The 11031-nt window shown below is 69.1% G+C and carries 11 protein-coding genes; 10 read left to right on the forward strand and 1 reads right to left on the reverse strand.

All coding sequences use genetic code 11. The annotated features are described in order from the left end of the window. Positions 1–52 precede the first annotated feature (52 nt). On the reverse strand, positions 53–1285 hold the full coding sequence (locus VGR06_RS14335; RefSeq protein WP_327559557.1) for an acyl-CoA dehydrogenase family protein: 1233 nt from the start codon (positions 1283–1285) through the stop codon (positions 53–55). 128 nt (positions 1286–1413) lie between these two features. Between VGR06_RS14335 and VGR06_RS14340 the strand changes: the two genes are divergently transcribed. The 10 genes from VGR06_RS14340 to VGR06_RS14385 form a co-directional block, all read left to right on the forward strand. Then, positions 1414–2499: an alcohol dehydrogenase catalytic domain-containing protein gene (locus VGR06_RS14340; protein WP_327559558.1), complete on the forward strand. Its 1086-nt coding sequence runs from the start codon at positions 1414–1416 to the stop codon at positions 2497–2499. Next, positions 2496–3335 (forward strand): 3-oxoacyl-ACP reductase, encoded by an 840-nt coding sequence (locus tag VGR06_RS14345; protein WP_327559559.1) that lies wholly within the window; start codon positions 2496–2498, stop codon positions 3333–3335. The genes VGR06_RS14340 and VGR06_RS14345 overlap by 4 nt, the downstream gene beginning before the upstream one ends. Beyond that, the gene (locus VGR06_RS14350; protein ID WP_327559560.1) at positions 3332–4843 is read left to right on the forward strand and encodes an aldehyde dehydrogenase family protein; all 1512 of its coding nucleotides are present in this window, start codon (positions 3332–3334) and stop codon (positions 4841–4843) included. Before VGR06_RS14345 ends, VGR06_RS14350 begins: the two co-directional genes overlap by 4 nt. Positions 4844–4847: 4 nt before the next feature. Next, a complete protein-coding gene (locus VGR06_RS14355) occupies positions 4848–5600 on the forward strand; it encodes a glucose 1-dehydrogenase (RefSeq protein WP_327559561.1) in 753 nt (250 codons plus the stop codon). 24 nt (positions 5601–5624) lie between these two features. Further along, positions 5625–6413 carry an ABC transporter permease gene (locus VGR06_RS14360; RefSeq protein WP_327559562.1) on the forward strand — a complete coding sequence of 263 codons (789 nt, stop codon included), beginning with the start codon at positions 5625–5627 and terminating at the stop codon, positions 6411–6413. A 95-nt stretch (positions 6414–6508) separates the two neighbouring features. After that, positions 6509–7372, forward strand: a complete 864-nt coding sequence (locus VGR06_RS14365) for an ABC transporter permease (protein WP_327559563.1) — start codon at positions 6509–6511, stop codon at positions 7370–7372. After that, complete coding sequence (locus VGR06_RS14370; RefSeq protein ID WP_327559564.1) at positions 7369–8673, forward strand: MCE family protein; 1305 nt, start codon at positions 7369–7371, stop codon at positions 8671–8673. Before VGR06_RS14365 ends, VGR06_RS14370 begins: the two co-directional genes overlap by 4 nt. Further along, a complete protein-coding gene (locus VGR06_RS14375; protein ID WP_327559565.1) occupies positions 8670–9713 on the forward strand; it encodes an MlaD family protein in 1044 nt (347 codons plus the stop codon). The genes VGR06_RS14370 and VGR06_RS14375 overlap by 4 nt, the downstream gene beginning before the upstream one ends. Next, positions 9713–10732, forward strand: coding sequence for an MCE family protein (locus VGR06_RS14380; protein WP_327559566.1), 1020 nt, complete (start codon positions 9713–9715; stop codon positions 10730–10732). The genes VGR06_RS14375 and VGR06_RS14380 overlap by 1 nt, the downstream gene beginning before the upstream one ends. Next, the coding region (locus VGR06_RS14385) for an MlaD family protein (RefSeq protein ID WP_327559567.1) at positions 10729–11031 on the forward strand (303 nt) is incomplete at its 3' end. The genes VGR06_RS14380 and VGR06_RS14385, both read left to right, overlap by 4 nt.

An 11031-nucleotide genomic window follows, 5' to 3' on the forward strand; every position in this document is an offset into this window, starting at 1 on the left:
GATGATGGGGGCCTTTCTCGCGCGGGGCGAGAGGAAGGCCCCCTTCATCGCACTACCGCTTGGCCGGGGGAAGGCCGAGACCGAGCGCGGCCACGATGTCGCGCTGCACCTCGTTGGTGCCGCCGCCGAACGTGAGGATCAGGGAGGACCGGTGCATCCGCTCGATCCGCCCGCGCAGCACCGCGCCCGGCGAGCCGGCCCGCACGTAGGCGGCCGGGCCGAGGACCTCCATCAGCAGGCGGTAGGCCTCAGTGGCGAACTCGGTGCCGAACACCTTGGTGGCCGAGGCATGGACAGCGTTGACCGGGGGCCCAGCCCCCAGACCCCCGGCCGGGGGGCCGCCCCCCGGACTAAGCCCCTGGCCGACGCCCCAGGCGATCCGCCAGTTGATCAGCTTGAGGAACTCGACCTTGGCGTGCACCCGGGCCAGGTGGATCTGCACCCACTCCTGGTCGATGACCCGCCGGCCGTCGGGCAGCTTCGTCGCCTGCGCCCACTCCCGCACCTCGCCCAGGGCAATGTGCACCGGCGCCGCGGAGGTGAGCGCGACCCGCTCATGGTTGAGCTGGTTGGTGATCAGCGGCCAGCCCTTGTTCTCCTGGCCGACCAGCGCGGTGACCGGCACCCGCACGTCGGAGTAGTAGGTGGCGCTGGTGCTCGGCCCGGCCATCGTGCGCACCGGCGTCCAGGAGAAGCCGGGCGCGTCGACCGGCACGATCAGGATCGACAGGCCCTTGTGCTTGGCTGCCTTGGGGTCGGTGCGGCAGGCCAGCCACACGTAGTCGGCGTACTGGATGAGGCTGGTCCACATCTTCTGGCCGTTGATCAGGTACTCGTCGCCGGCCCGGACCGCCCGGGTGCGCAGCGACGCGAGGTCGGTGCCGGCCTCGGGCTCGGAGTAGCCGATGGAGAAGTGCACCTCGCCGCCGGCAATTTTCGGCAGGTAGAACGCCTTCTGCTCGGGCGTGCCGAACTTCATGATCGTCGGGCCGACCGTGTTGATGGTCAGGAACGGCACCGGCGCCCCGGCGAGCGCCGCCTCGTCGGTGAAGATCAGCTGATCGAGCATCGAGCGGTTCTGCCCGCCGTACTCCTCCGGCCAGCCCAGCACCAGCATTCTGTCAATGCCCATCTGCCGGACGACCTCCTTGTACACCGCGCCGTCGCCGTACTCACCGCCCGTCTCGGTCAGCGCCTCCCGCCGCTCCGGCGTGATCAGCCTGGCGAAGTAGGCCCGCAACTCGCGGCGCAGCCGCTCCTGCTCCTCGGTGTACGCGATCCGCATGCGATCTCCTGGAACCAGTTCTCAAGGGTGTCTGCGCTGGCAGTCTACGTCGTGCTTGCTCTCAATGAGAACACGTTCTAGTCTTGGTCGCGAACCGCCCGTGGCACGCTCGACGAGGAGAGCCCCTGATGAAAGCGGCCGTGCTCAACCAGATCGGGGACACCAAGCTCGAGCTCCGAGACGACGTCAGCACCGCGGACGTCGGGCCCCGCGAGATCCGGATCCGGGTGAAGGCCACCGGGGTCTGCCACAGTGATCTGTCCGCAATGGACGGTACGCTGCCGGCCCTGGCGCCGGGCATCATCGGCCACGAGGGCGCCGGCGTGGTGACCGAGATCGGCAGCCTCGTCGACACGCTCGCCGTGGGCGACCACGTGATCGTCACGTTCGTGCCGCCGTGCGGCAGCTGCCCCAACTGCCTGCGCGGGCAACCCCACCTGTGCGCCATCCACGCGATCGCCGCGTTCACCACGCCCCGGTTCCGGGTCGGGGACACGCCGGTGTTCGGCTACGCCGGCCTCGGCACGTTCGCCGAGGAGCTGGTGATCCCGGCCGCCGGCGCGGTGAAGATCGCCGAGGACATCCCGTTCGAGATCGCCGCGCTGGTCGCCTGCGGCGTGATGACCGGGGTCGGCGCCGTGATCAACACGGCGAAGGTGGAGCCCGGCTCGACCGTGGTCGTGATCGGCTGCGGCGGCGTCGGCGTCTCGGTGATCCAGGGCGCGCGGCTGGCCGGCGCGGCGCAGATCATCGCGGTGGATCCGGTGCTGGACAAGCACGGGACGGCACGGCACTTCGGCGCGACGCACGCCACCACGCCGGACGGCCTGGCCGCGCTGAACGCGGAGCTGGCCGGCAGCATGGGTTTCGACTACGCCTTCGACGTGGTGGGCATCCCGGCCACGATCCGCTCCGCCTGGGACAACGCCCGGCGCGGCGGCACGGTCGTGGTGGTCGGCGCCGGCCGGGCCGACGCGATGGTGGAGTTCAGTGCGCAGGAGCTGTTCCTGCACGACAAGCGCCTCCTCGGCTCGTTCTACGGCGGTGCCACCGTCCGGCGCGACTACCTGCGCCTGCTGGGTCTGTGGCGCGAGGGCCGGCTCGACCTCGCCGGCATGATCAGCAAACGGATCACCCTCGACGAGATCAACGACGGGCTCGACGCCCTCCGCGGCCCCGGCACCCTGATCCGCCAGATCGTCACGTTCGAATGACCGCACTCGAAGGAAAAGTCGCGATCGTCACCGGCGCTGCCGCCGGGCTGGGCCGCGCCGAAGCAGTTGCCTTGGCTGCGGCGGGCGCCAGCGTGGTCGTCAACGACTTGTCCACAATGGATACAGCCGATGAGATCGAGGCCCTGGGCGGCAAGGCGGTCGCCGTCACCGGGGACATCGGCGAGCGGTCGACCGCCGACGCGCTGATGTCCTTCGCGGTCGACCATTTCGGTTCGCTCGACATCGTGGTGAACAACGCGGGGCTGCTGCGGGACCGGATGCTGTTCAACATGACCGACGAGGAGTGGGACCTGGTCGTCCGGGTGCACCTGCGCGGCCACTTCCTGCTGTCCCGCAACGCCGCCACCTACTGGCGTGATCAGTCCAAACTGGCCGGTGGACCGGTCTACGGCCGGCTGGTCAACACCTCTTCCGAGGCGTTCCTGATGGGCGCTCCGGGCCAGCCGAACTACGCCGCCGCCAAGGCCGGGATCGCTGCGCTGACCGTGGCCGCCGCCCGCTCGCTGGACCGCTACGGGGTGCGGGCCAACGCCATCTGCCCGCGCGCCCGGACCGCGATGACGATCCCGGTGTTCGGCGCCGCCCCGGACGGGCCAGATCCGTGGTCGGTCGACCATGTGGCGGAGTTCGTCACGTTCCTGGCGTCCCCCGAAGCCGATGCGATCAATGGTCAGGTGTTCATCGTCTACGGCGGCCAGGTCGGGCTCGTGGCCCCGCCCACCATCGAGCAGCGCTTCGACTCCACCTCCGCGGTGGCAGACTACTTCGCCGAGCGTGATCCACAGTGGACGTTCGCGACAAGGGAGGAACTGTGACGCTCACCCTGAAGGCGCACCGCGACGAGATCGGCCTCAAGGATGGCCAGCTCCTCGTCGCCGGCACCTGGCGCGCCGCGGCGGACGGCGCTACCTGGACCCACCAGCACCCGGCGACCGGCGAGGCCATCGGCGAGTTCCCGGTCGCCACGGTGTCCGATGTGGACGCGGCGGTCCGCGCCGCCCGGACCGCCTTCGACGAGGGACCGTGGCCGCACGCCCGTGCCGGCGAACGGATTCGCCTCCTGCACCGTTACGCCGAGTCGCTCCGCCAGCACGCCGACGAGCTGCGTGCCCTGCAGGCCCTGGACAACGGCATTCCACTGTCCTTCGGCGGGATCTACGCCCCCTCCGTGGACTGCGCCGCCGACGTGTTCGACCACCACGCCGGCTGGGTGGACAAGGTCGGCGGCCAGACCCTCCCGCCGTACCAGGGCGGTGACCACCTGGCCATGACGTTCCGCGAGCCGATCGGCGTGGTGGCCGCGATCCTGCCGTGGAACGCGCCGTTCCTGCTGTTCGCGCAGAAGGTCGCGCCGGCGCTGGCCGCCGGGTGCACGATCGTGCTCAAACCCAGCGAGTACTGCACGTTCTCCGTGCTGCGCCAGGTGGAGCTGCTGCTCGAGGCCGGCCTGCCGGACGGCGTGATCAACGTGGTGACCGGCCCGGGCGACCCCACCGGCGAGGCGCTGATCACCCACCCGCTGGTGGACAAGATCAGCTTCACCGGCAGCCGCGCGGTCGGCAAGCGGATCGTCGAGGCCTCGGCCGGCACGCTCAAGCGGGTCTCCTTGGAGCTGGGCGGAAAGAGCCCCACGCTGGTGTTTCCGGACGCCCCCGACGTGGGCCTGGCCGCGATGACCACGATGGGCACGGTGACCATGGGCCTGTCCGGCCAGGCCTGCGTGGCGCACACCCGCGCGCTGGTGCACCGGGACGTCTACGACCAGTTCCTCGGCGCCGCCGAGATGCTCGCCGGCATGATCACCTACGGGGATCCGTTCGAGGCGAGCGTGCTGGCCAGCCCCTTGATCAACACCCGGCAGCTGGAGCGGGTCCTCGGGTTCATCGAGCGCGCCCAGGAGGGCGGCGCCCGGCTGGTCACCGGTGGCACCCGGCCGGACGGCGACCTGGCCGCCGGAAACTTCGTGCGGCCGACGGTGTTCGCCGACGTGGACAACGGCATGGAGATCGCCCGTGAGGAGGTGTTCGGCCCGGTCCTCGCGGTCGTGCCGTTCACCGACGAAGATGAGGCGGTACGGTTGGCCAACGACACCGAGTACGGACTCGGCGCCGGTGTGTACACAACGGACGCTCGCCGCGCCTTCCGGCTGGCGCGCAGGCTTCGGGCGGGCACGATCGGGATCAACGGGTTCCAGATCGAGCCGCACCTGCCATTCGGCGGGTTCAAGCAGTCCGGCCTCGGCCGGGAGGGCGGGCAGAGCGCGTTCGAGGCCTACACCGAGCTGAAGACCGTGCTCATGCCGCTGACCGACGAGATGATGTGATCTTTTGGGACGGCTGGACGGGAAAGCAGCGCTGATCACCGGAGCAGCGCGCGGTCAGGGCGCCGCCACGGCGCGCCGCTTCGTCGAAGAGGGCGCGCGGGTGATCATCACCGACGTCCTCGACGACGAAGGCAAGCAGCTCGCCGACGAACTGGGCGACGCCGCGCAGTTCCAGCATCTCGACGTGTCCGAAGAGGACGAATGGGCCGCGACGATCGACGCCGTCGGCCAGGTCACAGTGCTGGTGAACAACGCCGGCATCCTGCACTTCGCACCGCTGGCCGACACCAAGCTCGCCGACTACGAGCGGGTCATCCGAGTCAACCAGATCGGCACGTTCCTCGGCATGCGCGCGGTGGTCCCCGGCATGATCGCGGCCGGTGGCGGTTCGATCATCAACACCTCCTCGATCGAGGGACTCGCCGCCGCACCGACCCTGGTCGCCTACACCGCCAGCAAGTTCGCCATCCGGGGCATGACCAAGGTGGCCGCCCTCGAGCTGGGTGGCAAGGGGATCCGGGTCAACTCCGTGCACCCAGGCATGATCGACACGCAGATGCTGCCCACCGCCCTGGGCGGCATCAACGTGGACCTCACCCGGGTCGGCAAGCGCTTGCCGCTGCGCCGGGTCGGGGAGGCCGAGGAGATCGCCAGCCTGATCGTGTTTCTGGCCAGCGACGAGAGCTCCTACTGCACCGGAGCCGAGTTCGTGGCCGACGGCGGCGCCACCGCCAGCCACGCGCTCTCGGTAACCTGATCGTCCGATGGTCGTTTTCCAGATATGACCGTTGAAGCGGGGTCAAACGTCGCCGTTCGTGGGCTTGCCCAGGTGGGCCGGCTGACCACGCTCGGCGTCGACGTCGCCCGGCTGACGTTCCGGCGCCCGTTTCAGGTCCGGGAGCTTGTTCAGCAGTGCTGGTTTTTCGCCAGCGTCACGATTCTGCCCACCGCGCTGGTGTCGATCCCGTTCGGCGCGGTGATCGCGCTCCAGCTCGGCTCGCTGACCCAGCAGATCGGCGCGCAGTCGTTCATCGGCGCGGCCAGTGGGCTGGCCATCGTGCAGCAGGCCTCGCCGCTGATCACCGCGCTGCTGGTGGCCGGCGCCGGCGGCTCGGCGATGTGCGCGGACATCGGCTCGCGGACGATCCGCGAGGAGATCGACGCGATGGAGGTGCTCGGCGTCAACCCCATCCAGCGCCTGATCGTGCCGCGGGTGCTGGCCGCGATGATCGTGGCCACGCTGCTCAACGGGCTGGTCAGCGTGGTGGGCGTGGTCGGCGGCTACTACTTCAACGTGGTCATGCAGGGTGGCACTCCGGGCGCGTACCTGGCCAGCTTCAATGCCCTCGCCCAGGTCCCGGACCTGTGGATCAGCGAGATCAAGGCGGTGATCTACGGCTTCGTGGCCGGGATCGTCGCGGCCTACCGCGGGCTGAACCCCGGCCGGGGGCCCAAGGGCGTGGGTGACGCGGTCAACCAGACGGTGGTGATCACGTTCCTGCTGCTGTTCCTGATCAACGTCGTGCTCACCGGCATCTACCTCCAGATCGTCCCGCCGAAAGGCATGTGAGCGAGCTTGCGAGCGAACCATCCAACACTGCCCTGCCGCCGAGGAACGAGGTGGCAGGGCCAGCCATCACCGAGCTTGCGAGGTGATGGCCCTAGATGACGGCCCTGGAAGCCCGACCCCGACCGGTCGCCGTGCAGCGCGCGGCGGTGGTCGCGCGTGCGCCGCAGGAGGGGCTGGCCACGCTCGGCCAGCAGCTGGCGTTCTACGTGCGGGTGCTGGCCTGGGTTCCGCGCACGCTCGTGCACTACCCGCGGGAGACGCTGCGGCTGCTGTCCGACGTGTTCTTCGGCAGCGGCGCGCTCGCGGTGATCGGCGGCACCCTCGGCGTGATGATCGGGATGACCGTGTTCACCGGGCTCATCGTTGGCCTGCAAGGGTATTCGGCGCTGAACCAGCTCGGCACGTCGGCGCTGACCGGATTCGTCGCGGCCTACTTCGACACCCGCGAGGTGGCGCCGCTGGCCGCCGGGCTCGCGCTGTCCGCGACGGTCGGCTGTGGTTTCACCGCGCAGCTCGGGGCCATGCGGATCTCCGAGGAGATCGACGCCCTCGAGGTGATGGCCATTCCCAGCGTGCCGTACCTGGTGACCACCCGGGTGCTGGCCGCGGTGGGCGCGGTGATCCCGCTGTACATCGTGGGACTGCTGGGCTCCTACGCGGCGTCCCGGCAGGTCACGGTGTGGTTCTACGGGCAGTCGGCCGGCACTTACGACCACTACTTCCACCTGTTCTTACCTCCAGGGGACGTGCTCTGGTCGTTCCTCAAGGTGATCATCTTCAGCGTGGTGGTGATCCTGGTGCACTGCTACTACGGCTACACGGCGTCCGGCGGTCCGGCCGGTGTCGGGGTCGCGGTCGGCCGGGCGGTGCGCACCGCGATCGTGCTGCAGATGCTGCTGGACTTCTTCCTGAGCCTGGCGATCTGGGGTGCCACCACCACGGTGAGGATCGCCGGATGAACGCCCGCGCGCCGGTCCGGTACCAGTTCTATGGCCTCGTGTTCCTGGTGATCGTCGGGCTGCTGGCGGCGCTGGCGATCGGTTTCTATCGCAAGTCGTTCACCTCGATCGTGCTGGTGCGGCTGGAGACCAGCCACGTCGGCAACCAGTTGCCGGTGCACGCCGACGTGAAGCTGCGCGGTCTCATCGTCGGAGAAGTGCGCAGCATCGAGCCCACCGGCGACCGCGCGCTGCTCTACCTCGCGCTGGATCCCAGTCTGGTCAACAAGATCCCCTCCAACGTGTCAGCGCGCCTGCTGCCCAAGACATTGTTCGGCGAACGCTATGTGGCACTTCAGACCCCGGAGAAACCGGCACGCCCGATCGCCGCCGGCGACGTGATCACCCAGGACCGCACCACGACCGCCATCGAGATCGAAAAAGTACTCAACGACGTCATGCCGGTGTTGCAGTCCGTCGCGCCGGAGAAGCTGGCCGCCACGCTCAACGCGATCTCCACCGCACTGGCCGGCCGCGGCAAGCAGTTCGGCGACACGCTGGTGCAGCTCGACTCCTACCTGTCGCAGCTCACCCCGGCGCTGCCGGATCTGCGGGCGAACATCGAGAAACTCGCCACCGTGGCGGACACCTACGCCGAGGCCGCGCCGGATCTGTTGCAGGCCTTCAGTGATCTGACCACGACGACGGAAACCATCGCCCAGCAACGGATCGGGCTGGAGGACCTGTTCGCCACGCTCACCACGGCGTCGGTCGACCTGACGAACTTCCTGGCCGCCAACAAGAACAACCTGATCAGCCTCGGCTCCACGGCGCAGTCGACGCTCGCCGTGCTGGCCAAATACGCGCCCGAGTACCCGTGCCTGCTGCAGCAGCTCGTGGACGAGATCCCGGCCGCGGACATCGCGTTCGGCAAGGGTTCGGCGCACCCCAACGTGTCCCGGGTGACCATCGAGATCACCTCCAGCCGCGGCAAGTACGTGCCCGGTGTGGACACTCCGCGCTACGAGGACAAGCGTGGGCCGAAGTGCTACCCGGTGGCCAAGCCGCCCGGCCGGTTCCCGCAGTACGCGCCCGGCGGGCCGCTCAAGGACGGCTCGTCGAAACCGCCGCCGCCGAAGTCCGACCGGCCGCAGGACTACCAGCCCACCTCCCCCCAGTCTTTGGCCAACTCACCCGCGGAGAGTGACCTCCTATCGGCCCTGCTCGCGCCCTCGCTCGGGGTCATGCCGGAGGACGTCCCGGGCTGGAGCGCCTTGCTGGTGGGGCCGCTGTTCCGGGGAGCGGAGGTGGAGCTGCGATGAGAGGGCTGCTCGCTCCGCTGATCAAGATCACGATCTTCGCGGTGGTCACGATCGCGCTCACCACACTGCTCGGGCTGACCATCGCGAACAGCAACGTGGGCAGCACCAGCGACTACACCGCGCGGTTCGCCGACGCGACCGGGCTGAACGTGGGCGACGACGTCCGCATGTCCGGTGTCCGCATTGGACAGATCAACTCGATCGGCCTGGTCGGCAACAAGTGGGCGGACGTGCACTTCGAGGTCGAGGCGGCGCGCCGGTTGCCGGCGGGCGTCACCGCGACCATCAAGTACCGTAACCTGATCGGCCAGCGGTACATCTCGCTCGCCGTCGGTGGTGGCGGCGACCCCAACGCGATCCTGCGGCCGGGCGACACGATTCCCTTGACCCGCACCGCGCCCGCACTCAACCTGACCCTGCTGTTCAACGGGTTCAAGCCGCTGTTCCAGGCACTCAACCCGGAGGACGTGAACAAGCTCGCCGGCGAGCTGATCCAGGTACTGCAGGGGGAGGGCGGCACGATCGACAGCGTGCTCGGCCACACCGCCTCGCTCACCACCGCGATCGCCGGCCGGGACCAGGTGATCGGCCAGGTGATCGACAATCTGAACAACGTTCTGGGCACCGTGAACGCGCGCAGCACCGAGCTCTCCGGGCTGATCGACACCGTGCAGCAGCTCTCCACCGGCCTGGCCGAGCAGCGCCAACCCATCGGGGACGCGATCACCGCGCTGGGCGAGCTGACCGACTCCACGGCCGGCCTGCTGAGCTCGGCGCGACCGGCGCTCAAGGACGACATCGCCGCGCTCGGCCAGCTGTCCGCGAACCTGGCCCAGAACGGGGACACCGTGGACAAGTTCCTCCGCACGCTGCCCGGCAAGGTCGACGCGATCAACCGGGTGGCCAGCTACGGCGGCTGGTTCAACTACTTCCTGTGCAGCGCGTCCGGCCGGGTCGGCATCTCCAGCCTCGGCATCGTCGTGGACATTCCGGGCTTGCCGGCCCCGGGCACGCCGATGCCGGAGAGGTGCGGGCCCTGATGAAACGGATGAAGGACCGCAACCAGGCCACGGTCGGCTTCGTGGCGCTGGTGCTGATCGTGCTGGCGGTGCTGGCCGCGTTCAACTCCGACGACCTGCCGATCATCGGCGGCGGCACCACGTACACCGCGGAGTTCAGCGAGTCGGCCGGGCTGAAGCCGGGCAACGAGGTCCGGGTGGCCGGCGTGAAGGTCGGTGACGTGCGCAAGGTCCGCTTGGCGCGCAACAAGGTGCTGGTCGACTTCAAGCTGCGGGACGTCGCGGTCGGGGACCAGAGCACGGTCTCCATCCAGATCAAGACGCTGCTCGGCGACAAGTACCTCGCGGTCACCTCGTTCGGCGACCATCCGCAGAACCCGAACGACGTGATCTCCCGGGCGCGCACGGTGGCCCCGTTCGACATCGTGCCGGCGGTGAGCCAGCTCTCCCGCACCGTTGACAAGATCGACACCAACCAGCTCGCGCAGAGCTTCCAGGTCATCTCCGAGACGTTCGCGCACACCCCGCAGAGCATGCGCGACGCGCTCACCGGCCTGTCCCAGCTGTCCGCCACACTGTCCACACGCGACACTGAGCTGGCCAGGCTGCTCAGCAACACCGCGGCGCTGTCGAAGACCGTGGCGGACCGGGACAGCCAGCTGCAGAAGCTGTTCGCCGACGCCACGCTGCTGCTCGACGAGCTGAACCGGCGCAAGGACGCGGTCACCGCCCTGCTCGACGGCACGAAGAAACTCGCCGCCCAGCTCGAGGGACTGGTGGCGGACAACCAGAAACAGCTCAAGCCGGCCATGGACGAGCTGGCCAAGGTGACCACGATCCTGCAGCGCAACCAGGACAACCTGAGCCAGGGCCTGCACAACCTCGCCCCGTTCGCCCGCATCTTCAACAACGTGGTGGGCAACGGCCGGTGGTTCGACGGCTATATCTGCGGGCTCGTGCCGCCGCCCACCAAGGTCGGCATCTTCGACATCAACCCGCAGGGCTGCGAGGTCCCGTTGACTCCGGGAGGCTCGCGATGATCATGCGGACCCGGTTCAACCGCCGCGCCGCCACCGTGGTCGCGTTCGCCTGCGTGCTCGCGCTGGTGCTGGTCGCGCTCTGGTGGCTCACCATGCGCAACCCGGGCACCAAGCTCACCGCGTACTTCGAGAAGACCGTCGGGGTGTACGCCGGTTCCGAGGTCAAGGTGCTCGGTGTCTCGATTGGACACATCGACACCGTCACACCGCAGGGCGACACCGTGCGGGTGGAGCTGACCGTGGACGACGGCGTCGAGATCCCGGCCGACGTGCACGCGATCGTCGTCGCCCCGAGCCTG

It is taken from the genome of Actinophytocola sp. (genome assembly GCF_036002505.1).
GTDB lineage: Bacteria > Actinomycetota > Actinomycetes > Mycobacteriales > Pseudonocardiaceae > DASYTH01.

Excerpts from the sequence above, each read along its gene's own strand:
- VGR06_RS14335 (WP_327559557.1), bottom strand. The coding sequence starts at position 1,285 with ATGCGGATCGCGTACACCGAGGAGCAGGAGCGGCTGCGCCGCGAGTTG.
- VGR06_RS14340 (WP_327559558.1), top strand. The coding sequence starts at position 1,414 with ATGAAAGCGGCCGTGCTCAACCAGATCGGGGACACCAAGCTCGAGCTC.
- VGR06_RS14345 (WP_327559559.1), top strand. The coding sequence starts at position 2,496 with ATGACCGCACTCGAAGGAAAAGTCGCGATCGTCACCGGCGCTGCCGCC.
- VGR06_RS14360 (WP_327559562.1), top strand. The coding sequence starts at position 5,625 with ATGACCGTTGAAGCGGGGTCAAACGTCGCCGTTCGTGGGCTTGCCCAG.
- VGR06_RS14365 (WP_327559563.1), top strand. The coding sequence starts at position 6,509 with ATGACGGCCCTGGAAGCCCGACCCCGACCGGTCGCCGTGCAGCGCGCG.
- VGR06_RS14370 (WP_327559564.1), top strand. The coding sequence starts at position 7,369 with ATGAACGCCCGCGCGCCGGTCCGGTACCAGTTCTATGGCCTCGTGTTC.
- VGR06_RS14375 (WP_327559565.1), top strand. The coding sequence starts at position 8,670 with ATGAGAGGGCTGCTCGCTCCGCTGATCAAGATCACGATCTTCGCGGTG.
- VGR06_RS14380 (WP_327559566.1), top strand. The coding sequence starts at position 9,713 with ATGAAACGGATGAAGGACCGCAACCAGGCCACGGTCGGCTTCGTGGCG.